The organism is Gryllotalpicola kribbensis (assembly GCF_039538245.1).
GTDB classification, from domain to species: Bacteria; Actinomycetota; Actinomycetes; order Actinomycetales; family Microbacteriaceae; genus Gryllotalpicola; species Gryllotalpicola kribbensis.
In genome coordinates, this window is sequence record NZ_BAABBX010000015.1 from 387,547 (window position 1) to 409,359 (window position 21,813).

At 72.8% G+C, this 21,813-nt stretch carries 19 protein-coding genes; 8 read left to right on the forward strand and 11 right to left on the reverse strand.

Annotated elements, in window-relative coordinates; all coding sequences use genetic code 11:
• Nucleotides 1-11: 11 nt before the first annotated feature.
• Both ABD716_RS11315 and ABD716_RS11320 read right to left on the reverse strand, forming a co-directional pair.
• Nucleotides 12-650, reverse strand: a complete 639-nt coding sequence (locus ABD716_RS11315; protein ID WP_344776881.1) for a PIG-L deacetylase family protein — start codon at nt 648-650, stop codon at nt 12-14.
• Nucleotides 647-1,471 (reverse strand): glycosyltransferase family protein, encoded by an 825-nt coding sequence (locus ABD716_RS11320; protein WP_344776883.1) that lies wholly within the window; start codon nt 1,469-1,471, stop codon nt 647-649. The genes ABD716_RS11315 and ABD716_RS11320 overlap by 4 nt, the downstream gene beginning before the upstream one ends.
• Nucleotides 1,472-1,530: 59 nt before the next feature.
• Here ABD716_RS11320 and ABD716_RS11325 point away from each other — a divergent pair, with 59 nt between their 5' ends.
• Entirely contained in the window at nt 1,531-2,685 is a 1,155-nt protein-coding gene (locus tag ABD716_RS11325) for a transferase (protein ID WP_344776885.1), read from the forward strand.
• Here ABD716_RS11325 and ABD716_RS11330 read toward each other — a convergent pair.
• Together ABD716_RS11330 and ABD716_RS11335 are read right to left on the reverse strand one after the other, a co-directional pair.
• The gene (locus ABD716_RS11330; RefSeq protein WP_344776887.1) at nt 2,675-3,709 is read right to left on the reverse strand and encodes an NAD-dependent epimerase/dehydratase family protein; all 1,035 of its coding nucleotides are present in this window, start codon (nt 3,707-3,709) and stop codon (nt 2,675-2,677) included. The two genes, ABD716_RS11325 and ABD716_RS11330, sit on opposite strands and share 11 nt — an antisense overlap.
• Nucleotides 3,710-3,720: 11 nt before the next feature.
• Nucleotides 3,721-4,995, reverse strand: coding sequence for a methyltransferase domain-containing protein (locus tag ABD716_RS11335; protein ID WP_344776889.1), 1,275 nt, complete (start codon nt 4,993-4,995; stop codon nt 3,721-3,723).
• Nucleotides 4,996-5,115: 120 nt separating this feature from the next.
• Here ABD716_RS11335 and ABD716_RS11340 point away from each other — a divergent pair, with 120 nt between their 5' ends.
• Nucleotides 5,116-6,336, forward strand: coding sequence for an NAD(P)-binding domain-containing protein (locus tag ABD716_RS11340; RefSeq protein WP_344776890.1), 1,221 nt, complete (start codon nt 5,116-5,118; stop codon nt 6,334-6,336).
• The gene (locus tag ABD716_RS11345) at nt 6,333-7,541 is read left to right on the forward strand and encodes a hypothetical protein (RefSeq protein WP_344776892.1); all 1,209 of its coding nucleotides are present in this window, start codon (nt 6,333-6,335) and stop codon (nt 7,539-7,541) included. Before ABD716_RS11340 ends, ABD716_RS11345 begins: the two co-directional genes overlap by 4 nt.
• Here ABD716_RS11345 and ABD716_RS11350 read toward each other — a convergent pair.
• Nucleotides 7,538-8,479 (reverse strand): glycosyltransferase family 2 protein, encoded by a 942-nt coding sequence (locus tag ABD716_RS11350; RefSeq protein WP_344776894.1) that lies wholly within the window; start codon nt 8,477-8,479, stop codon nt 7,538-7,540. The two genes, ABD716_RS11345 and ABD716_RS11350, sit on opposite strands and share 4 nt — an antisense overlap.
• A gap of 236 nt (nt 8,480-8,715) precedes the next feature.
• Here ABD716_RS11350 and ABD716_RS11355 point away from each other — a divergent pair, with 236 nt between their 5' ends.
• From ABD716_RS11355 to ABD716_RS11365, 3 genes are read left to right on the forward strand one after another with little or no spacing between them, the layout of a single operon-like run.
• Nucleotides 8,716-9,945 carry an ABC transporter ATP-binding protein gene (locus ABD716_RS11355; RefSeq protein ID WP_344776896.1) on the forward strand — a complete coding sequence of 410 codons (1,230 nt, stop codon included), beginning with the start codon at nt 8,716-8,718 and terminating at the stop codon, nt 9,943-9,945.
• Nucleotides 9,942-10,763: an ABC transporter permease gene (locus ABD716_RS11360; RefSeq protein WP_344776898.1), complete on the forward strand. Its 822-nt coding sequence runs from the start codon at nt 9,942-9,944 to the stop codon at nt 10,761-10,763. Before ABD716_RS11355 ends, ABD716_RS11360 begins: the two co-directional genes overlap by 4 nt.
• Nucleotides 10,764-10,775: 12 nt before the next feature.
• Complete coding sequence (locus ABD716_RS11365) at nt 10,776-11,753, forward strand: beta-1,6-N-acetylglucosaminyltransferase (RefSeq protein ID WP_344776900.1); 978 nt, start codon at nt 10,776-10,778, stop codon at nt 11,751-11,753.
• Here the strand turns inward: ABD716_RS11365 and ABD716_RS11370 are convergent.
• The 4 genes from ABD716_RS11370 to ABD716_RS11385 all read right to left on the reverse strand — a co-directional run bounded on the left by ABD716_RS11370 (nt 11,738) and on the right by ABD716_RS11385 (nt 16,335).
• Complete coding sequence (locus ABD716_RS11370; RefSeq protein WP_344776902.1) at nt 11,738-12,901, reverse strand: glycosyltransferase family 4 protein; 1,164 nt, start codon at nt 12,899-12,901, stop codon at nt 11,738-11,740. The genes ABD716_RS11365 and ABD716_RS11370 overlap by 16 nt on opposite strands.
• A gap of 32 nt (nt 12,902-12,933) precedes the next feature.
• The gene (locus ABD716_RS11375) at nt 12,934-14,109 is read right to left on the reverse strand and encodes a glycosyltransferase family 4 protein (RefSeq protein ID WP_344776904.1); all 1,176 of its coding nucleotides are present in this window, start codon (nt 14,107-14,109) and stop codon (nt 12,934-12,936) included.
• 86 nt (nt 14,110-14,195) lie between these two features.
• The gene (locus ABD716_RS11380; protein WP_344776906.1) at nt 14,196-15,200 is read right to left on the reverse strand and encodes a glycosyltransferase family 2 protein; all 1,005 of its coding nucleotides are present in this window, start codon (nt 15,198-15,200) and stop codon (nt 14,196-14,198) included.
• A gap of 1 nt (nt 15,201) precedes the next feature.
• Complete coding sequence (locus tag ABD716_RS11385; protein WP_344776908.1) at nt 15,202-16,335, reverse strand: glycosyltransferase family 4 protein; 1,134 nt, start codon at nt 16,333-16,335, stop codon at nt 15,202-15,204.
• Between the two features lie 65 nt (nt 16,336-16,400).
• On the opposite strand from ABD716_RS11385, the gene ABD716_RS11390 reads away from it, so the two are divergent.
• Both ABD716_RS11390 and ABD716_RS11395 read left to right on the forward strand, forming a co-directional pair.
• The gene (locus tag ABD716_RS11390) at nt 16,401-17,609 is read left to right on the forward strand and encodes a glycosyltransferase (protein ID WP_344776910.1); all 1,209 of its coding nucleotides are present in this window, start codon (nt 16,401-16,403) and stop codon (nt 17,607-17,609) included.
• Nucleotides 17,610-17,684: 75 nt separating this feature from the next.
• Nucleotides 17,685-18,722, forward strand: coding sequence for a glycosyltransferase family 4 protein (locus ABD716_RS11395; RefSeq protein ID WP_344776912.1), 1,038 nt, complete (start codon nt 17,685-17,687; stop codon nt 18,720-18,722).
• Here ABD716_RS11395 and ABD716_RS11400 read toward each other — a convergent pair.
• On the reverse strand, nt 18,636-19,484 hold the full coding sequence (locus ABD716_RS11400; RefSeq protein ID WP_344776914.1) for a phosphatase PAP2 family protein: 849 nt from the start codon (nt 19,482-19,484) through the stop codon (nt 18,636-18,638). The genes ABD716_RS11395 and ABD716_RS11400 overlap by 87 nt on opposite strands.
• A 111-nt stretch (nt 19,485-19,595) precedes the next feature.
• A complete protein-coding gene (locus ABD716_RS11405) occupies nt 19,596-21,689 on the reverse strand; it encodes an acyl-CoA dehydrogenase family protein (RefSeq protein WP_344776916.1) in 2,094 nt (697 codons plus the stop codon).
• Nucleotides 21,690-21,813 lie beyond the last annotated feature (124 nt).

Consider the following 21,813-nt stretch of genomic DNA (forward strand, 5'->3'; position numbering starts at 1 on the left):
CCGCGGACGGCTCAGCACAGCTCGATCGCCAGCTTCGCCGTGTAGAACGCCTCCGCGTAGCGCGTGGGCACCTCCGCCCCGCGCAGGCGCAGGATGCTGCGGAAGAACTCGTCGTCCCACCAGTCGCGGTCGTGCTGGCTCGGGAACGAGGCGTTGAGCAGCTCGACCTTGCGGTCCACGAGCGACGGCGGCAGCGGCACATAGACGTTCGGCCGGCCCAGGTCGCCGTCCCACTTCGGGATCTCGTAGTGGAGCACCAGCGGCCCGCGCCACACGGTCGGCGCCAGGCTGCCGAGCAGCCGGTGGTCCTGGTGCGCATCGTCGGCCCGGGGCACGAGCACGAGGTCGGGGTGCGGCTGCGCGTCGCGGAAGCGATGCAGTGCCTCCTTCACGGCGCCCCAGTGCTCGGGCAGGCGCGCGTCCGGCAGGCCCGCGAAGACAGGGCGAGCGGATGCCCCGAACGCGGCGGCCGCCGCCGCGCCTTCCGCGAGCCGGTCCTCCGTGCCCGTGAGCACCAGCGTGCGCAGGTCGACGTCGCCGCGCTCGCGCAGCGCGAGGAGTGTTCCGCCGCACCCGATCTCGATGTCATCGGGGTGCGCCCCGAGCGCGAGAACGACGAGGGGGCCGTCGGGAAGCGCGAGAGCGGTCACAGATTCAGCACCCTGGGCAGCGGCTCGACGAGAGACGGCAGCGGCTCGTTGCGACGCCAGAGCTCCCACGGCGCGTGCCCGCTCGCATGCAGCTCCTCGAGCACGGCCCGCTCCTTCAAGGTGTCCATCGCGGCCCAGAATCCCGTGTACTTGTTGGCCGTGAAGCGGCCGTCGGCGGCCGCGCGCACGACGGCGTTGCCGACGAGGTCTTCGCCGGGGTTCAGGTAGTCGAAGATGCCCTGGCGCAGAACGAAGTAGCCGCCGTTGATCCACATGTCCATGCCCGCGACGGGCTCGAGGCCGGTCATGCCGCCGTCGGGCCCGAAGCCGAGCACGTGGAACGAGTCCGTCGGCTGCACCGCGACGAGGCTGCCCACGTGGTCGGCGGGCAGCTCGGCGATGAACTCGTTCATGGGGGCATCCGTCACGACATCGCCGTAGTTGGCGAGGAAGACCTCGTCGCCCTCGAGGTACGGCCGCACGCGCCGCAGCCGCTCGCCGATCGGGGTGTTGAGGCCGGTGTCGACGAAGGTGATCCTCCAGTCAGAGAAGTCCGAGCTCAGCAACTCGACGTCTGCGCCGCCGTTCGAGAGTACGAAGTCGTTCGAGACCTCCTCTCGGTAGTCGAGGAAGTAGTTCTTGACCGCGGCCGCGCCGTAGCCGAGGCACAGAATGAACTCGGTGTGGCCGTGGCACGCGTACCAGCGCATGATGTGCCACAGGATCGGCCGCTCGCCGACCATCGTCATGGGCTTGGGGGCGGACTGGTTGTCAGCGCGGATGCGCATTCCCAGACCGCCGCAGAACAGAACGACCTTCATGGCATCGCTCCTTTTCGTGGGGGGCGTGCCGTGGCACGGCATGCCTTACGGTGTGTGGTGTGGAGCCCGAATCCCGCCCTGCGCCCGGCTGGCGCGACCGCTGGTCCGGCGACCCCGACGGGGTGGTGGTGCTCGATCTCGGCGAGCAGCCGGCGTCCGACTACTTCCCGCGCATCGACGAGCCGACGCCCGACCCCCGCTACCCGACGCGCATGGTCATGGCCGCGTCGAGCGGCCTGCTGCAGCTCGAAGAGGACGCCACCGCCGCCGAGGAGGTCATGGGCGTCGAGCCGGCGGCCCTCGTGCGTCAGGCCGAGGCGAGCGTGGCGGATGCCGCGGCCGCCGGCCTCATCGTGCCGGCTGGCCGCGTGCTGCACTACTCGAGCCCGCACGGCGGCAGCTGGCGCACCCAGCTCGCACCGTTCGGCCTCGTCGAGGTGGCAGACGGGGAAGCCGAGCTGCTCGTCGACGTGCACGGAATGATGCACGACGCCGACCAGAAGGCGGCGCTCATCGAGCGCGTGCATCACCTCGCCGCCGACGGCGTGCTGCTCATGGTGATCTTCAATGCGACCGCGATCGTGCAGGGCGGCATGTGGAACGCGCTGCGCAACGGCCACTTCGCGTATTACACGACGCCCGTGCTGGTCGAGATGGCGCGCGAGCTCGGACTGGTCGCGATCGGCGGCTGGTCGTACCCGCTCTACAACAACGGAACCACCATGCTCGCCTTCGCCCGCGCGGGCAGCCGCTGGGGCGGGCAGGCGGCGAGCGTCACCGCGCTGATCGAGGCCGAGACGGCTGCCGGCATGCTGGACCCCGTGCGCGTGAGTGCGCTCGGTTCCGCGCACGACGGCGCCGTTGCCGCCGTGCGCGAGTATCTCGACGGCGCCCGCGCCCAGGGTCTGCGCGTCGCAGGATACAGCGCCGCCTCGCGCGCCGTGGCGCTGCTGACCTCCGCCGGCGCCACCCGCGAGGACGTCGCCGTCATCGCCGACGCGTCGAGCGCCAAGCACGGCCGGGCGATGCCCGTGACGCGAATTCCCATCGTCAGCCCCGACGAGCTGCTCGAGCGGCGCCCCGACCGCGTTCTGCTCTTCGTCTCGGACCTGCTGCCCGAAGTGCGCGCGGCGCTGCCCGGCGTCGAGGAATCCGGCGCCAGGTGGGTCATCGTGGACCCCGTGCCCCGCGAGGTCGAGCCGCTCACGCATTGACGGTCGTCCACCGCATGTCGTCGCTGAGCCGCCCCTCGCGCTGCAGGCCGGCGAGCCAGGGCAGCCGCTTGAACTTCGCGCGGTAGACGTCCTCCGCAAGCCCGTACTCCGCGTACTTCTGGAACAGCTCTGCCGCGCCGCGCCGAATGGTCCAGCTCGCCTCGAACTCCGGCACGAGGCGGGCGATCTTGCTGAAGTCGACCCGGTACGAGCGCGGGTCGTTGCCCGCCTCGCCCGTGATCCTCACCTCAGAGCCGGGGACGACGTCTGCCACGATCGCGGCGATGTCGCTCACGCGCAGGTTGTTCGCGCTGAGGCCGACGTTGAACGCCTGGTTGGAGACGGATTCCGCGGGCGCGGTGAGGCACGCGAGGAAGGCTGCGGCGATGTCCTGTGCGTGAGCCAAGGGGCGCCACGGCGTGCCGTCCGACAGCACCAGCACGGTGCCCGTCAGGTAGGCAGAGGCGACGAGGTCGTTGAGCACGATGTCGCCGCGCAGCCGCGGCGAAAAGCCGAAGGCGGTGGCGTTGCGCAGGTACACCGGCTCGAAGTCGGCGTCGGCGAGGGCATCCAGATCGGCTTCGACGCGCACCTTGCTCTCGGCATACGGCGTGACGGGCGCGAGCGGGGCGTCCTCATCGACGAGCACGTCGCCGCCCGAGGTGCCGTACACGCTGCAGGTGGACGCATACAGGAAGCGGCGCACGCCGGCTTCCTTCGCCGCGCGGGCGAGCCGCACGCTGGCCAGGTGGTTGATGTCATAGGTGAGCTGCGGGGCGAGGTTGCCGAGCGGGTCGTTCGAGAGCGCGGCGAGGTGCGCGACCGCGTCGACGTCGACGAGGTGATCTGGCGTGATGTCGCGGATGTCTGCCCGAATGGTCGGCGGGTCGTCCGGCGCCGGGCCGAGCACGCAGTCGGCGAAGAAGCCGGTGTCGAGCCCGACCACGTCGTGCCCGGCGTTCCGCAGCACCTGCGTCATGACGGTGCCGAGGTAGCCCTCGCTGCCGGTGACGAGTACACGCATGGCGTCTTCTTTCAGTAGGCGGCGACTGGCGCAGCGGCCGGGTCGACGATCTCGAGCGAGGGGATGGGGAAGACGAGCTTGCCGCCCCACTCGGCGACGTAGGCGAGCTGCTCGCTCAGCTCGGCGCGCAGGTTCCAAGGCAGGACGAAGACGTAGTCGGGCTTCGTCTCGGCGAGCCGCTCGGGCGCGAAGACGGGGATGTGCGTGCCGGGCAGGTAGCGGCCGTGCTTGTAGGGGTTGCGGTCGACCGTGTACTGCAGCAGGTCGGCGCGCACACCGCAGTGGTTGAGCAGCGTGTTGCCCTTGCCGGGTGCCCCGTAGCCCGCGACCGTCTTGCCCTCGCGCGCGGCGGTGATGAGGAAGTCGAGCACGTCGTTGCGGATGCGCGAGACGGAGTAGGCGAAGCCCGCGTGCCCGAACACGGTGTCGAGGCCGGCCTCGGCCTCTTCGGCGAGAAGGCGCACGACGGCGTCGCTCGGTGTTCCCGCGACCTCGCGGGGCCGCGCGTAGGCGCGGATCGAGCCGCCGTGGGTCGGGAGCTCCTCGATGTCGACCAGTTCGAGGCCGCCCGTGCGCAGCGCCCGCGAGATCGTGAGCGCCGTGTAGTACTGGAAGTGCTCGTGGTAGATCGTGTCGTACTGGTTGCGCTCGATCAGCCGGCGCAGGTACTGCACCTCGATCGTCACCCAGCCGTCGTCCTTGACGAGGGCGCGCAGGCCCTTGGTGAAGTCGACCAGATCGGGAATGTGGGCGTACACGTTGTTCGCCGCGACCAGGTCGGCGCGCCCGTAGCGGGCCGCCAGCTCGCTGCCCGTCCGCTCGCCGAGGAACACCGATTCCGTGCGGATGCCGCGCTCGCGCGCCACGACGCCGATGTTGGCCGCCGGCTCGATGCCGAGAACGGGGATGCCTGCCGCGCGGAAGTGCTGCAGCAGATAGCCGTCGTTGCTGGCGGCCTCGGTCACCAGGCTGTCCGGGCCAAGGCCGAGCTTCTCGATCATGGCATCGGCGTAGCGCTTGGCGTGGCTCACCCAGCTGTCGGAGAAGCTCGAGAAGTAGGCGTACTCGACGAAGACGTCCTCGGGGTCGACGTAGGCGGGCAGCTGCACGAGCAGGCAGTCGGTGCAGATGCGCACGTGCAACGGGTAGAACTTCTCGGCCGCGTCGAGCCGGTCCGCCGTCAGGAAGTCCTCGCAGGGCGGCGACATGCCGAGGTCGACGAAGGTCTCGGTCAGGTCGGCGCCGCACAGGCGGCAGGTCGGGGACGCGGTGCTGTCCGAAGCCATGGAATGGGGCCTCTCGGTCGGGAAGCGTGATGCCGTCACCGTATCCGGAGAACTGAGAATCCCTCATACCCCCCTTGGAGGGACTGTCGGATTCACCCAGAGTAATCCTCACTTGTTCCCATGCATAGTGACATCGCCGTCATCGGCGCGGGTCCGTATGGACTCTCGGTCGCAGCGCAGCTCGCCCAGCGCGGTGCGGATGCCCGCACCTTCGGGCCGCCGATGGCGACCTGGCGCGAGCGGATGCCCGCCGACATGCTCCTCAAGTCGGACCCCTTCGCCTCCAGCCTGACCGCGGGCGTTCCGGGCTGGACGCTCGGCGAGTACAGCGCCCGCGTCGGGGCGCCCTACGGCGATCGCGAACCGCGCGTTCCCCTCGCGCGCTTCTGCGACTACGGCCTCGCATTCCGCGACGAACTCGTGCCGGATCTGGACGAGCGCATGGTGACGCTGCTCACGCCGACGTCGGACGGCTACGAGCTGGTGCTCGAGGACGGCGAGCGCCAGACGGCTCGCCGCGTCGTCGTTGCAGTCGGCATCACCCACTTCGCCCACACGCCGGCCGTGCTCGCCGGGCTGAGCGACCGCGTGAGCCACTCGGGTGATCACCGCACCTTCGACCGCTTCGCCGGCGCCCGGGTCGCCGTGGTCGGCGCCGGCTCTTCCGCGGTCGAAGTGACAGCGGCGCTGGTCGACGCCGGCGCCCAGTCCGCCCTGCTCGCCCGGCGGGGCAGCATTCCGTTCTGGGCGGCGCCCGACCCCGACGCTCAGCGCCCGAGCTGGGCCGAGCGCCTGCGCAACCCGTCGACGGGCCTCGGCCCGGGCTGGCGCAACAAGCTGTGCGAGGACGCTCCCGACGTCTTCCGCGCCCTGCCGCCCGAGCTGCGCCTGCGCATCGTCCGCAATCACCTGGGCCCGGTCTCGCCGTGGTGGCTGCGCGAGACCGTGATGGCCGGAGCCGAGGTGCGCACCGGCGTCACGCTGCACGGCGCCCGCCGCGGCGAGGCGTCCATCGCGCTCGAACTGAGCGGGCCAGACGGCGAGCACGAGTGGCGCGAGTTCGACCACGTGATCTGCGCGACGGGCTACCAGGCGAGCCTCGACCGCATCCCGTTCCTCGACCAGCGCCTCGCCCGCGGCCTCGCCCGCGTCGGCGAGATGCCCGAGCTGAACCGGCACTTCGAGTCCTCGGCCCCTGGGCTGTTCTTCGTCGGCGCGGCGGCCGCCGGCAGCTTCGGCCCGCTGCTGCGCTTCGTGGTCGGCACCGAGTTCGCGGCGCCGCGCGTGGCCTCGGGGCTCGCCCGGCACGCCTCGAGGCGGCGAGAGCTGGTGGCGGCGTGACCGGCGACCCACCCGGCACGGGCGACCTTCTGCTCGTCAGCGGTCACCGATGGCTGAACGTCTGCCGCCTGGCGCTGGCCGCGCGCGAAGCGGGCTTCGCACCGCACCTGCTCGGCCCGCGCAAGCATCCGATCGCGTCGCTGCCCTGGCTGCGGACCGCGGGGGACCTGGCCGCGCTGTGGCCGGCGCGATCGATCGCGCGCGCCCTCGCCGAGCGCGAATACGACCTGGTCGTCCCGACCGACGACGTGGCCGCGGCCGCGGTCTTCGAGGCTCACCGCCGCGGGCTGCTGGACGCCCGCGGGCGCAGGGTCGTCGAGCGCTCCCTCGGTGATCCGCGCAGCTTCGGCATCCGCCATTCACGCGCGGCGATCGGCGGCGTCGCCCTCACCGCCGGGGTCGTCGCGCCGCTCACGCTTCCGGTGCCCGACGTCGCGGCGCTGGGCCCGGCGGCAGAGCGGGTCGGCTTCCCGGCGGTGCTGAAGACCGACGGCAGCTGCGCAGGCATGTCGGTGGCGCTCGTGCGCGACCCGGCAGAAGCCGAGGCGGCATTCCACCGGCTGGCCGCCCCGCCCCGGATCGCCGAGAGCATCGGCCGGCAGGTGCTCGACCACGACCCCAGCTATCTGGGGCCCGCTCTGCGGCGGCAGGCATCGCCGGTCAGCATCCAGCGATACGTGGCGGGCACGCAGATGACGCTGACGGTCGCCGCGTGGCGGGGTGAGGTGATCGGTGCGGTCGGATTCCGCGCCATCAGCTCGCGCCCGGGCAACGGCCCCGCGACGGTGGTCGAGCCGGTCAGCCACCCCGACATGGACTTCGCCGCCGAGGCGCTCGCGCGCGAGCTCGGCCTCTCGGGCCTCTTCGGGTTGGACTTCATCGTCAGCCCCGACGGCACGACCGCGTCGCTGATCGAGCTCAACCCTCGGGCGACACCGACGGCGCACCTCGCGCCGGCGCGTTCGGGCGCCCCGCTGCTCGAGCGGCTGGCCGCTCGTCTCGAGCGCCGCCCGCCGCGGGCGACCGGCACGGTTCCCGCCGGGCCGATCGAGCTGTTTCCGCGACTCGGCCCGGAGGAACTCGGCGCGGCCCCCGGTGACGCGTACCTCGACCTTCCGCCCGACGCCGACGTGGTCGAGCTGTGCCGCGCCATGGCGCAGCCGCACAGCGCGCCGCTCGCCGAGCTGATCCGCCGCGTCTTCTAGCCGCGGCGCGGGCCCCACCGCGCGCCGAGCCCTGCCTCGAGCCGGTGCACCACGCCGCGGACGGGGCCGAGCGGCGCCGAGCGGGCCGCCCACAGCACCTCGCCGACGGCTCGTGCCGGGCGCCGCTGCGCGGCGGCCGCGCGCGCGGCCCGCAGCGACGCCCACCAGACGTAGCGCTCGTTCGCGGCGAGGCTCGCGCGCAGCGCCGCCGCGAGCTCGCCGTCATGGCGCTCGTCGGCCGCGGCGAGGTGCAGGCGGAGGACCCGGTCGATCCCCTGCGCGAGCTCGCGGTGCCTCGCGGTCGTGTTGCTGCCGGTGAGGCGGTAGTCGACGAGCGCGCCGGGGGCGAAGGCGAAGGGGCCGAGCTCGGCGAGCCGCAGGACGAGGTCGAGATCTTCGGCGAAGCGGATCTGCGAGTGGAATCCGCCCACTGCATCGAACGCCGATCGCCTGATCAGCAGGTTGGGGGCCAGGATGCCGGTGACGCGCCGCGCCACGTCGAGGTGCGAGCCGACGGCGGTCTGGTCGGCGGGGGCCAGCACCCGCTCGCCCGTCGCGTCGATGGTCTGCAGGCCGCAGTACCCCGCGACGGCGTCCGGCGCGGCCCCGAAGGCGGCGAGCTGGGCCTCAAGCCGCGTCGGGTGCCAGCGGTCGTCGTCGTCGAGGAAGGCGAGGTAGTTCCCGTGCGCCCCGGCAGCGCCGACGTTCCGGGCGACGCTGACCCCGCGCGGCCCCTGATGGATCACGCGCGCACCGGGCACTCCGGCGACGGCCTCGTCGACGAGCGCGGGCTGCGGCGAGCCGTCATCGACCACGATGAGCTCGTGCGCGGGCGCGGTCTGCGCGAGGACCGAGGCGATCGCCTCGGCGAGGTACGGCCCCGAGCGATTCGTCGCGATGACGACGCTGACGGCAGGCGGCTCGGGGTCCGGGGGCACGCGACGATGCTAGCCGTGCGGCGCGCGCGCCTTGAGCCCCTCGTTCCGGGGCGCGACGACGGGTCGCGGTCGAGCTAAACTGAGCGTTGCTCACGCTCGCCGATGGATGCCGGCGCGGCTCGCCCCCCGGATTGGTGAGTGCGCCACCGCCCTCGCCCGCCAATACTTTTGAGTATTCCTCACTCGATGGAGCCCGACCCGCGCCGCTCCCGGCGGCCGACACGTTAGGAAACCGCGTGCTACAGAAGGACTTTGCGGTCAGAGCGGAGCACCTCGGCAAGACATACCGCCTGGGCACGACGCAGCCCCGGCCGTCGACGCTCGCCGAGTCCGTGCTGACGCGCCTGCGCGGCGGCGAGCGTCGAACCGACACCGGCCGATTCGAGGCGCTCGACGACATCAGCTTCGAGATCCCCCACGGCGAGGCGCTCGGCATCGTCGGCCGCAACGGCGCCGGCAAGTCGACGCTTCTCAAGATCCTCACCAGGGTCACCGCGCCGACGCGGGGGAAGCTCGAGTTCCGGGGTCGCATGGGCAGCCTGCTCGAGGTCGGCACCGGGTTCCACCCCGAGCTGACCGGGCGCGAGAACATTTACCTCAACGGCGCACTGCTCGGCATGAACAAGGCCGAGATCACCCGCCAGTTCGACGCGATCGTCGACTTCTCGGGCATGGAGAAGTTCCTCGACACCCCCGTCAAGCGCTACTCCTCCGGCATGTACGTGCGGCTCGCCTTCGCGGTCGCGGCGCACCTCGAGACCGAGATCCTCGCGATCGACGAGGTGCTCGCGGTCGGCGACGCGGAGTTCCAGCGGAAGTCGCTCGACAAGATGCGCGAGGCGGCCACCCAGGGCCGGACCGTTCTCTACGTCAGTCACATGCTGCACACCGTGAAGACCCTGTGCACCTCGGCGATCCTGCTCGAGCGCGGGCGCCTGGTGCATCACGGCTCCGTGGACTCCACGCTGCAGGCCTACTCGAGCAGCTTCGCGCACTACGCGGCGATGCAAGAGGACCCCGAGAACCGCCAAGGCCTCGGCGACATCCGCTTCGAGCAGGTGTGGATGGGCACCGAGCAGCTCGCCTCTGGCGACGACTTCGAGATCGGCTTCAGGGTTCCGCCGGCCGCGAGGCCGCTCGGCGTCAATCCGTACTGGGTCTCGGCGCACATCGTCGACGAGGGCGGCACGATCATCGCGCAGTGCGACTCGCGCCTCAACGGCATGACCTATTCGGCCGACCGGGCCCAGCGCGGCCGCCTGATCGTCAAGAACCTGTGGCTCAAGCCCGGCACCTACAGCGTTGACCTCTTCGCCTGCCAGGCGGGGGGCGTTCAGGATGCCTGGGACGCCGCGGCCCGCTTCGAGGTGCTGCCCCAGCTGCGCTACGCCGCGCTCGCCGCGAGCGACGGCATGGACAAGGGGCTCGTCTTCGCCGATTTCCAGTACGAGGCAGGTGCACGATGACCCAGACGACCCTGATCGAGCCGCCGGGGCGGCTCAACCTGCCGCGCTCGGCCGATCTGTGGCGTGCGCGCGACGTCGTGGTCCGGCTCGCGCAGCGCGACATCATCGTGCGCTACCGGCAGACCGTCCTCGGCGTCGCATGGGTGATCATCCAGCCGGTGATGTCGGCCGGCGTGTTCTCGCTGATCTTCGGCTCCGTCGCCAAGCTGTCCAGCGACGGGCTGCCGTTCTTCCTGTTCACCTTCGTCGGCACGCTCTCATGGAACCTGTTCAACGGCGTGCTCACCCGGTCCGCGGGCTCGCTGCTGGCCAATCAGGCGCTGGTCGCGAAGGTGTTCTTCCCCCGGCTCCTCGTGCCGATCTCGACCGCGGCGAGTTGCGTGCTCGACTTCGCCGTCGGCCTCTGCGTCGGCGTCGGGCTGCTGTTCTTCTACCAGGTGAACCCCGGCTGGGCGGTTCTGCTGCTGCCGCTGTGGGCGCTGCTGTTCGCGCTCCTCGGCCTCGGCGTCGGCATGGCCGCCTCTGCCCTGACGGTCAAGTACCGCGACGTCGGCTACGTCCTGCCCTGGCTCCTGCAGATCCTGCTCTACGCGAGCCCGGTCGCCTACGCCGTCTCGTCGGTGCCCGAGCGGCTGCGGTGGCTGTTCGAGGCGAACCCCCTCACCTGGTACCTCAACGAGTTCCGCTGGTCGCTGCTCGGCGTCGGCGCACCGCCGCTGTGGCAGATCGCCGGCTCGATCGTGCTCGCGCTTCTCGTCGCCTTCGTCGGCGTGCTCTACTTCCAGAGCCACGAGCGCGAGTTCGCGGACGTCATCTGACGTGGGCGCGCGATGACGGCAGACGAGCCACCGGGGGGCCGTGTCGCCTACCTGATCCTCGCGCACCGCCGGCCGCACCAGGTCGCGGCGCTCGCGCAGCGCATCACGCACCTCAGCCCGCAGTCGCGGATCGTCGTCCACTGGGATGCCCGATCAGGGCCGTTCCCCGCCGGCGTGCTGCCCCCGACGGCGGCGGTGGTGCCGAACCCCGTGCGGGGCGGGTGGGGGCGGTGGTCTCTCGTCGAGGCATCCCTGCGCATGCTCGCGGTGGCCCGGCGCGAGTTCCAGCCGCGCTGGAGCGCCCTCATCTCGGGCGACGACTGGCCGGCGCGCGATCTCGCGGAGTGGGAGCGCGAGCTCGACGAGGCGGGCGGCGACGCGCTCATCGCGTCCTCGCCGGTGGTCGACCGCAGGGCGGCGGGCGAGAGCGCGGTTCCGCTGCGCGAGGACGAGGTGCGCAGGTACCGGGATTCCTGGCTGATCGTCCCCCCGGCGCCGTTCCCCTTCCTCAACCGCGTGCTGCGTGCGATCGTGCGGCGCATCGAGCCGTTCGCGACGCGGCGCCCCCGCGGTCTCGCGATGATGGACTTCTACGACCGGGGCGTCGCCGTGAGCCTCGGCCGCTCGCGACTCGACCCGCCGCTGCGGGTCCACAAGGGCGCCCAGTGGCTGACGCTCGGCCCGCGCGCCGTCGACGCCGTGCTCGGCGCGGATCCGCGCATCGTGCGGCACTTCCGGCGCACGCTCATTCCCGACGAGGCCTTCATCCCGTCCGTCGTGAACGCCGCGCCGGGGCTCTCGGTGCGCGCCGGCCTCACATCGTTCGCCCCCTGGCACGCGTTCCATCGCAGCCAGCTCGACCTCGCCGTCGAGGACCTCGCGGCGATCGCGGCGTCGGGGGCGCCGTTCGCCCGGAAGCTGCCGTCAGCACCGCCGAACGCGGTCACCGCCGCGCTCGACGAGCTCGCGCGCCGTCACGAGAGGGCGTGACCCGGCACCGCGGAGAGGGCTGCGGCCCGTTCGTCACCGGCCACTAGGGCGGCCAGGGCACCGGCGGCGTTCCGCCACGAGAACGTCGCCGCGCGCGCGACGCCGCGCACGCTCAGCTCGCGGCACAGGCCCTCGTCGCCGACGAGGCGCACGAGCGCCGCCGCCACGGCCTCGACCTCGGGTGCCACGACCAGAGCGGCCCCGCCCACGACGTCGGCGAGGCCGCCGAGCCCGGTCGTGATCACCGCACAGCCCGACGCCATCGCCTCGACCGCGACGAGGCCGAACGGCTCGGGCACGAGCGGCAGCACGAGCGCCGCGTCGAACTCGCGCAGGCGCTGCGCCACGCGGTCGGCGGGCACCCGCCCGGCCAGCACCGCGCCGGTCCGGTCCGCGAGCGCGTGCAGCTCGCGCTCGTACTGCTGCTGAGCGCCACCGGGATGCCCGAACGAGAGCGCCCCGCCGATGATCGTCAGCCGCACCTCGGCTCCCAGCTCGCGCGCGCGGGCGACGGCGCGCACGGCGAGCACCTGGCCTTTGTTCGGGTCGACCCTGCCGTGGCAGACCACCTCAAGCGGGCGATCGGGCCGCGGCGCCCGCCCACGCGCGTGGAACAGCTCGTGGTTGACGGCGTTCGGAATCGTGACGACCTGGCCGGCTGCGATGCCGAGCTCGTCCACGGTCCATCGCCGCACCGACTCGCTGACGGCCACCATGCGCACCGACGGCGGAACGCGCCGCAGCGCGTCGGCCTCCGCCCCCTGAAGGTAGTTGTGCAGCCAGAGCACGACGGTGCGGCCGTCGGCCGCGAGCCGCGTCGCGAGCGCCGGGTCGTTGGCCGCGACGATGCAGCGGCTCTGCCGCCGTGCCAGCACCCGCTCGACCTCGGCGAGGTAGCGCGAGCGTGCTCCGAAGCGCCGCGGGGCGAGCTTCGCGAGCACCCGGCGCGCGGCGCCGTGCACGCGCGAGGCCGGGTCGCCGCTGCGCGCGAGGGTCACGACCTCGCCGCCCGCATATGGCAGGCCCGCCGAGCGGGGGCTCACGACAACGCTGCCGTCGCCGGCATCCGCCAGCGCCAGCACGAGCTCGTGGGTGACGGTCGCGATCGCGCCGCCGTCTGCCCCGTAGCGCTCGGCCTCTGGCAGCACAAAGACGAACGGTGGGTCGGTCGCCGCAGGCGTCATCGCAGCCCGGCCCCGACCAGTTGCGCCCAGGTCTCGTCCCAGGTGAACGTCGCGGCGCGCCTTCTGGCCTCTTCCCCGAGCTCCCGGCGCAGCTCGGCGTCCTGCACGAGCTCGTCCAGCACGTCGGCCAGCGCCTCGGCGTTCTCGCGCGGCACGAGGCGGCCGGCGCCCCAGACGAGCTCGGGAATGCCGCCGCTCGCCGACGCGACGACGGGCACCCCGGTCGCCATGCCCTCGAGCACGGTCAGCGGCGCGGGGTCGTCCCAGCGCGATGGCACCACGTGGACGTCCGACTCGGCGATCGCCGCCGGGATCTGAGCCCGCGCGACGTGCCCGAGCCGGCGGATGGGCACGCCGCGCTCGGCGAGCTCGTCGGCGAGCCGGGCCACCTCGCGGCCGTAGGGGTTCCCGTCGGAGAATCCCCAGTTCGTGTCGCCCACGATCTGCACGCCGAACGCCCGCCCGCGCTCGGCGAGAATGCGGCAGGCGCGCAGCAGGGTGTCGACGCCCTTCTCGATCGCGACTCTGCCGACGAAGCCGATCGTCGGCAGCGGCGCGAAGGAGTTCTTCTCGATGAAGCGCTCGAGGTCGACGCCGTTGCGCGCGGTGCTGACGCGGTGCGGCGCGAGGCCGTAGACTCCCTCGACGGCGCGGGCCAGGTAGTCGCTCACCGCCGCCAGCGCGATGCGCCGGTCGAGCACGATGCGCCGCCGGAAGCGCCAGCCCGTCGTCTCGAGGTTGTGGTACCAGTGCAGCACGCGCACCTCGCCGAGCGCAGCGGAGAGATACGCGGCCAGTTCGGGGTCGTTGTTCACGATGACGAGTTCCGGGCGCACCTCGCGCAGGCGACGCAGCACGTGGCTCGCATACTGCCGCTGGGCGGGCCGTGCCCAGCCCATGGCGCCGGATGCCGCCTCGGCGACGCGCCCCGCCCGCCCAGGCGAGGCGCTCGACTCGGGTACGGCGAACAGGTGCGGCCAGGGGTAGACCGAGCCCTCGCCGACCCGCGTCACGACTTCGGGCGCCTGCCCGCGGCGCTCCGCGGCGCGGCAGAGCTCCCACACGCAGGTCGCGATCGCACCGCTGCGGTCGGAGGTGAACGTCTCGCGGCTGTTGTTCACGATGACGACGCGGGGGGCGTTCGGGTCGCTCAGGGGGGAGGAGTCGCTCATGGCAGGTGAGGATCTTTCACTTCGGGTCCTTCGAGGCTACTCGCGAGAGCGCCGCCCGCCGCCCCCACGTCCGGGGCACGAGCACCTCACGCGACCGGCACCGCGGCACCCGCCCTCACGACGCGGGGTGCGCGAGGAATCCGCCCGGCCATCACGAGAGCCAGCCCGACGCACAGCCCGGCGCCCGTGCTCGCCGCCCGCGTCAGGCCGCGCCCGAGCCCGCTTGCGATCGACTCCGGCCCCGAGAGGCGCCCGCGGCCGAGCGCGCGGCCCGCGTAGGCGAGATCGGCGCCCAGCTGACGCGCCGCGACGCCGAGATAGCGGCGGAAGCGCGGGTCACGCGCGCCGACCACCCGCGCGAGCAGCACGAGGTGGTTGCGCTGGCCGAAGTACGCATAGCGCGCGTCGAACCGCCGGCCCCGGGCATACGGCCCGGCCACGTGCTCGACCAGGGCGGCCGGCGTGTAGATCAGCCGGTAGCCGGCGCTGCGCAAGCGCAGGGCGATCTCGCTCTCCTCGCGCAGGCAGGTGCCCGGGTAGAAGTCCTCGATTCCGCCCGCCTCGTGCACCGCGGACAGGCGCAGGGACATGTTGGCCCCGAGCAGGTGGTCGACGTCGACGTCCTCGCCGGGGTCTGCGGCGAAGTTGCCCGTCAGGGTGCCGTCGGCGCGGAAGCTTCCGATCGCGTCCCAGCCGATCGCCTCCTCATCCGGCTGGCCGTTCGCCGCGCGCCCGCCGACCCCGCCCACGCGCGGGTCGTCGTAGCGCCGCAGCAGCTCGGCCAGCCAGTCGGGCTCCGCGTAGGCGTCGTCGTCGATGAACGCGATCACGTCGGCGTCCACAACGGCGGCGACGCCCATGCGCCGCGACGTGGCGGTGTGGCCGCGACCGAGCGCGTTGCGCAGGTACGTGATACCGCCGTGCCGCCTGACCACCTCGGCCGAGCGGTCGTCCGGCGACGAGTCGACCACGATGATCTGCGCCGGTGCGACGGTCTGCCGGTCGAGGTGGTCGAGGCAGGTGCGCAGGTGGTCGGGCCTGTTGTAGGTCGCGATCAGCACCGCGGCGCTGGCGAGGGGGCCGGTGGTCATGTCACTCTCCGATTCCGCGGTAGATCCGCTCGTACGCGTCGACGACGCGCTCCCAGGTGAAGGCGCGCACCCGGGCGCTGCCCGCGGCGGCGAGCCGCGCGGCGCGCTCCTCGTCGTCGATCAGCGCGGCGAGCGCCGCCGCGAGCGCCTCCGTGTCCTCGGGGTCCACGAGCAGCCCATCGTCGCCGTCGCGCACGAATTCGACGGTGCCGCCTCGCGTCGTCGCGATCAGCGGGCTGCCCGCACGCCACACCTCGAGCGCCGCGATGCCGAAGGGCTCCGTGCGGCTCGGCACCACGCCGACGCTGGCGCCGCGACGCAAGGCGCCGACCGCCGGGCGGTCGAGCCAGCCCGGCAGGTGCACCCGGTCGCCGACGCCGAGCCGCTCGGCCTGCATGCGCAGCTGCTCGAGCGCGGGGCCGCCGCCGCCGATCACGAGCTGCACGTCCCGTGGCAGCTCGGCCCGGGCGAAGGCGTCCACGAGCAGGTCGAAGCCCTTGAGCCGCTGAGCACGCCCGACCGCCGCGATGTACCGCTCCCCCGTGCCGGCCGGCGGCGCCCCGACCGGTTCATCGAGGTCGATGCCGTTGAACACGACGGTGCCCCGACCCGGCGCGAGGCCGAAGCGCGCGACGAGGTCGTCGAGCGCGAGTTGCGAGCAGCCGGTGACGTGGGATGCCGCCGCGAGGCCGCGCCGCAGGCTCGCCGCCGCGAAGCGCGAGGAGGTGAAGACGCTCGCGTCGTCGGCGAGCGTCTCGCCGTGGGAGGACAGGACGAGGGGGATGCCGGCAAGCCGGGCGATCACGCGGGCGTAGGTGCCGTTCGGGCCGAAGCAGTGCACGTGGATGAGCTCGGGGCGCAGCGCGCGCACGGCTCTGCTCCACAGCAGCGCGGCGCGGGGCATCCGCACGGCGAAGCGGGCCAGGCCGGCCGCGCTCCGCTCCGGAAGCGGCGCGGGCAGCTCCCACACCTCGATGCCGTCGACCGTGCGCACCCGGAATCGCCCGTCGCGCGCCACCGTCCACACCGCGACCTCGTGGCCGCGCGCGACGAGGCCGCGCGCGACGTTGCGCACGTGCTCCTCCACGCCGCCGATGTGCGGCGCATACGAGCTGGCTGTGAGTGCGATCCTCACTGCGCCTCCCAGGTGGGTCGGGACCAGTAGACGCGAGTGAGCATAACTCAGCTATGCTTCGCCGGGTGGGGGCAGAGCCGATAATCATCCTCAGCCATACCGCCCAATTCGGGGGCGGTGAGGTCGCCCTGACGCGCCTACTGGCCGCCCTCGACCGCGGCCGCTTCGCCCCGAGAGCCGTGCTGTTCGCCGACGGGCCGCTGCGTGAGCGCCTGGCCGAGCTCGACGTGTCGAGCGTCGTGCTGCCGCTCGGCCGCCTCGCCTCCGTCACGCGCGACGAGGCCGGCTCGGCGGCCGGGCTCACCGCTCAAGCAGCTGGCGGCGCGGCCTTCGTCGCGCGGCTCGCGCGGCTGCTGCGCACCGAGGCGCCCGCGCTCGCGGTGGCCAACACCCTCAAGTCCGCGACGCTGCTCGCGGCCGCGGCCCCGCTCGCGCGAACCCCGTGGGCCTGGCACCTGCACGACCGCCTCGCCGACGACTACCTGCCCCGCCGCACCGCCGCGGTCATGCGCGCGATCGCGCGGCGCGCGCCGCGGCAGCTCGTCGCCAACTCCTCGGCGACCCTCCGGGCACTCGGCCCGATCGATCCGGCGCGCGTCAGCATCGCATTCCCGGGTCTCGGGCCCGAGGCCTTCCGCGACCCGGTCTCGACGAGGCGCACGACGCAGAAGGCGCCCGTCGTCGGCATCCTGGGCCGCATCAGCGCCACCAAGGGGCAGCTCGAGTTCGCCCGCGCGGCCGAGACCGTGCTCGCGCGCTTCCCCCACGCGCGGTTCCGCATCATCGGGGCGGCCCTGTTCGCCGACGGCCCCTACGAGCAGCGGCTGCGCCACGAGCTCGCGGCGCGCCGGCTCGAGGGCGCCGTCGAGCTGGCGGGGTGGTCCTCAGACCCGGCATCCGCCCTGCGCGAGCTCGACCTCGTCGTGCATGCCTCGCCCGTGCCCGAGCCGTTCGGCCAGGTCGTCGTCGAAGCGATGGCCGCGGGAGTGCCGGTGGTGGCGACCGACGCGGGCGGCATCCCCGAGATCCTCGACCCCGAGGGCGTCGCGACCCCGCTCGCCGACGGCGTGCGCGAGAGCCCACTCGGTCTGCTCGTGCGCCCCGGCGACGCCGACGCACTCGCGCGAGCCGTCGCCGCCGCGCTCGAGAGCCCCGACCGCAGGCGAGAGGCGGCCGAGCGCGCCCGCGCGAGCGCGGCCCAGCGCTTCACGAGCGAGCGCACCGCGCGCGCCGTCGAGGCCGCATGGACGCGCGCTCTTCACCCGCGCCGCTGACCCCCGGGCTGGGACATGCCCGCGCCGGCGACCCGGGCGATACTGAGTAACACTCACCATCAGGACGGGCGCTGCATGAAGATCGCGATGATCTCGTACTACCTGCCGAGCGGCAGCAAGATCGGGGTCGGCTACCAGGCGCACGAGCTCGCGACCGAGCTCGTGCGACGCGGCCACGACGTCGACGTCTTCAGCGCGTGCCCGCCCGTGCCCGGCGCGATCTACGGCCACCACCTGGTCGAGACCGGCGGCCGGCTGCGCACCTTCGCCTTCGCGGCGCGCCTCAGGCACATCGACTTCAGCGGCTACGACGCCCTGCACGCCCACGGCGACGACTACTGGCTCTGGCGCAGGCGCGCCCGCCGCCATGTGCGCACGATCCATGGCTCGTGCTTCGAAGAGGCGCTGCGCATCACGGGCGCCACCGAGCGCGCGCGGATGCTTCTGCTCGGCTTCAGCGAGGTGCTCGCGAGCCTCGTCGCAGACACCGCCGTGGTCGTCTCGCCGAGCACGCGGCGCTGGACGCCCTGGGTGCGCCGCGTGATCCCGAACGGCGTCGACACGACCCGCTTCCGCCCCGACCCCGGGCTGCGGGCCCCCGAGCCGACCGTGCTGTTCGTCGGAACGTGGAACAACCGCAAGCGCGGCGCCGAGCTCGCGCGCGCCTTCCAGCGCGACGTGCTGCCCGCCGTGCCGAACGCGACACTCGAGATGGTGTGCCGCGACGCGCCCGCCGACCCCGGCCCCGGCATCCGCGTTCTCGGCCGGCTGAGCGACGACGAGCTCGCGGCGGCCTATCAGCGCGCGTGGGCGTTCTGCCTGCCGTCGGACTACGAGGGCTTCGGGATTCCGTATGCCGAGGCCATGGCGGCCGGAGTGCCCGTGGTCGCGACCCCGAACCCGGGGGCGCGCTACGTGACCGACGGCGGCGCGGCCGGGGTGCTGGCGCCGCTCGATAGCATCGGCGCCGAGCTGCGCCGGCTGCTCGTCGATGCGCAAGAGCGGAAGAGGCTCGAGCGCGCCGGCTCAGAGCGGGCGCGGCAGTTCGACCTTGCGCGCGTCGTCGACGCCTACGAGGCGCTGTACCGCGGGCCGGCCGCCGCGGCCGCCTGAGGGCACGAGCGCAAGCGCGGCCGCGCAGCTCGCCGCGATGACGAGCACGGTGCCGAGGGCGCCGGCGAAGCGCAGGCCCGCAAGACCGGGCGCGTACGCGGCGAGCGCCTGCAGGGCGACCCCGACCGCGACCACGGCAGCCAGGCGGCGCCAGGTGCTGTTCGGCACCGCGACGCGGCCCTGCAGCGCCGCGATGAGCGCGGCGACCGCCGCGACGAGGATTCCCGAGCCGGCGACGTCGGCCTGCCTGTGCGCATAGCTCACGACGAGCGCCCAGCCGAAGGCCGTGCCGAGCGCCACGAGACCCACGCGCAATCCCGTGCCGCTCAGTCGGCGCGGTGCCAGCCAGAGGGCGGCGCACAGCAGAGCCGTCGCCACCGCGGTGTGCCCGCTGGGGAACGTGTTCCAGGGGTAGCCGTTCTCACCGAACCGCGGCCGCGGCAGCAGGGGCTTCGCCGCGGCCGCGGCGAGCGAAGAGATGACGACGAGCGCAAGCGCGCCGAGCACCTCGCGCAGGCGGCGCTGCACGAGGGCGCCGATCGCGAGCACCGCGACGACCACGCCCAGCGCGAGGGGGACCACCAGCCGGCTCGCCTCGAGGATGCCGTGCAGCGCGGTGTCGAGCTCAGGAACCTGGCCGAAGCCCGCGGCGTCGATGTGCTGACCTGCCGGGGTGCACACGAAGAGCAGGTGGCTGCCGGCGAAGGCGCCCAGCAGAACCCCGGCCTGCGCCCACGCCGCCGCCCGGAGTCCGCCCGCCACGCATCGCCTCCCACTGAGGAATTTTCAGTAGGGCAAGGCTAAGCCGCAGGCGGGCGTTCGGCGACCCCTCTTCTTCGCTGCGCCGTCATCGCGCGCTGAGCGCGCGATGCCTCACCGCTTCTTCTTGGCCGCCTTCTCGTCGATCGGGGCCGTGCCGCTCGCGCGCAAGCTCGCGTAGTGCGCCCGAGCCTCGTCCTGGCGGGTGCCCTCGGCGCCCGAGGCGATCGGAGCGCGCACGTGCTCGGGCTCGAAGCCGAACGCGCCGATCAGATCGAGCGTGTGCGGGCGCAGGCGCTCGAGCAGCCGGTTGATGTAGGCGCTCACCGCCTGTCCGCGGCGCGCAGAGATGCGGCCGTGCGTGAGGTACCACGACAGGTGCTTCTCGAACAGCGAGAACGTGAAGAGCGAGTGCACCCAGCCGAGGACCGTCTTGGTGCCGGCATCCGTCACGCCCTCGAGCGCGTCGGTGAATGCCTGCCACTGCTGCAGCTCGCCCCAGGCGCGGGCAGCCGCGATGAGGTCGTCCTGGTTGGCGTTGAACGCGGCGGCCTGCTCGAGCGGCGAGGCCTTGCGCACCTTGTTCAACTCGGCGCCGATGCGTTCGACCATGGTGTCGACGCGGTCCTGCAGCAGGGCTCGCTGCGTGGCGTGGTCCTTCAGCGCCTCGACGCCGTGGCCGACGCCTGCCAGATCGCGCAGGTTCTGCCCGACGCGGCGGATGCCGCCCTCGTTGAACGCCTTGCCGGCCACCTGGCCGGCCGCGTACTTCGCGAGGTCGGTGGCGCTCGCGCCCCTGAATTGCTTGGCGTAGTCGGTCAGCAGGCGCTTGCCCACGAGCTGCAGCAGCACGTTGTTGTCACCTTCGAAGGTCACGTAGACGTCGAGGTCGGCGCGCAGGCCGACGAGGCGGTTCTCGGCGAGGAATCCGCTGCCGCCGCACGCCTCACGCGCCTCCTGCAGCGTGTCGAGTGCGTGCCAGGTCGAGATCGGCTTGAGCGCCGCGGCGAGCGTCTCGAGGTTCTGCCGGTTCTCGTCGGTGTCGGCACGACCCGAGAACACGTCGTCGAAGGCCTTGAGCAGCACATCGTGGCTGAAGTACTGGGCGTAGGTCTGCGCGAGACGCGGCAGCAGCCGGCGCTGGTGGCGCTGGTAGTCGAGCAGCACCTGCTCCTGACCGGGCACGGCGCTCGCGAACTGGCGGCGCTGCGTGGCGTAGGTCAGCGCGATGAACAGGCCGAGCGCGCTCGCGATCGTCGTCGACCCGTCGAGCGAGACGCGGCCCTGCACGAGGGTGCCGAGCATGGTGAAGAAGCGGCGGCCGGGGCTGTCGATCGAGCTCGTGTACGTGCCGTCGGCGGCGACGTCGCCGTAGCGGTTCAGCAGGTTGGTGCGCGGCACGCGCACGTTGTCGAAGTGCAGGCGCCCGTTGTCGACCCCGTTCAGGCCGCCCTTGTGGCCGTCGTCCTCGCCGCCGATGCCGGGCAGGAACTCGCCCGTCGCGGCGTCACGGATCGGCACGTAGAAGCAGTGCACGCCGTGGTTGACGCCCTGGGTGATCAGCTGCGCGAACACGGTCGCCGCGGTCGCGTGCTTCGCCGCGTTCCCGAGGTAGTCCTTCCACGCCGCGCGGAAGGGCGTGTTGATCACGAACTCCTCGGTGTCGGGGTCGTAGGTGGCGGTGGTGCCGATGCTCGCGACATCCGACCCGTGGCCCGTCTCGGTCATCGCGAAGGCGCCGGGCACCGCGAGGCTGATCGCGTCGGGCAGGAACGTGTCGTGGTGGTACTCGGTGCCGAGATGCAGGATCGCGGCGGCGAAGAGCCCCCACTGCACGCCGCCCTTAATCTGCAGGCTCGGGTCGGCGGTGACGAGCTCTTCGAAGGCGGCGAGGTTCCCGCCGGCGTCTTCGTGGCCGCCGAGGCGCTTCGGGAAGGCCCGCAGCTGGAAGCCCTGCGCGGCCTGCACCCGCATCTGGGCCAGCGCGCGCTCGCGCTGCTCGTCGAGGCTGAGACCGTCGACCTTGTGGAACTGCGGGTCCTTCGCGACCTCGCGCGCCTCGAGCCTCACCTCGGGGTAGCTGCCCCGCAGCATCCGCTCGACTAGCGCGACGTCGAGCTTCGGCTCGGCGGGGGCGGGAGCGGAGGGCGCGAGCGGAGCGCTCGCGGGCAGTGCCTGCTCGGTGGTTCGGGGGGCTGTGTCGACCATTGACCTACCTGCCTTACGCAACTCGTCGAATGCCGGGCCGCGCGTCAGTGCGCAGACCGGGATCTTGTCTGAACGCTACGTCCGGCGCGCGCCGGAGTGCACCCGATCAGTGCGGGGTCTACAA

What these genes read in the sequence shown, in the direction of transcription:
- ABD716_RS11380 (WP_344776906.1), bottom strand. Translation starts at nt 15,200, where the DNA reads ATGACCACCGGCCCCCTCGCCAGCGCCGCGGTGCTGATCGCGACCTAC.
- ABD716_RS11320 (WP_344776883.1), bottom strand. Translation starts at nt 1,471, where the DNA reads ATGAAGGTCGTTCTGTTCTGCGGCGGTCTGGGAATGCGCATCCGCGCT.
- ABD716_RS11365 (WP_344776900.1), top strand. Translation starts at nt 10,776, where the DNA reads ATGACGGCAGACGAGCCACCGGGGGGCCGTGTCGCCTACCTGATCCTC.
- ABD716_RS11360 (WP_344776898.1), top strand. Translation starts at nt 9,942, where the DNA reads ATGACCCAGACGACCCTGATCGAGCCGCCGGGGCGGCTCAACCTGCCG.
- ABD716_RS11340 (WP_344776890.1), top strand. Translation starts at nt 5,116, where the DNA reads ATGCATAGTGACATCGCCGTCATCGGCGCGGGTCCGTATGGACTCTCG.
- ABD716_RS11405 (WP_344776916.1), bottom strand. Translation starts at nt 21,689, where the DNA reads ATGGTCGACACAGCCCCCCGAACCACCGAGCAGGCACTGCCCGCGAGC.
- ABD716_RS11335 (WP_344776889.1), bottom strand. Translation starts at nt 4,995, where the DNA reads ATGGCTTCGGACAGCACCGCGTCCCCGACCTGCCGCCTGTGCGGCGCC.
- ABD716_RS11375 (WP_344776904.1), bottom strand. Translation starts at nt 14,109, where the DNA reads ATGAGCGACTCCTCCCCCCTGAGCGACCCGAACGCCCCCCGCGTCGTC.
- ABD716_RS11330 (WP_344776887.1), bottom strand. Translation starts at nt 3,709, where the DNA reads ATGCGTGTACTCGTCACCGGCAGCGAGGGCTACCTCGGCACCGTCATG.
- ABD716_RS11395 (WP_344776912.1), top strand. Translation starts at nt 17,685, where the DNA reads ATGAAGATCGCGATGATCTCGTACTACCTGCCGAGCGGCAGCAAGATC.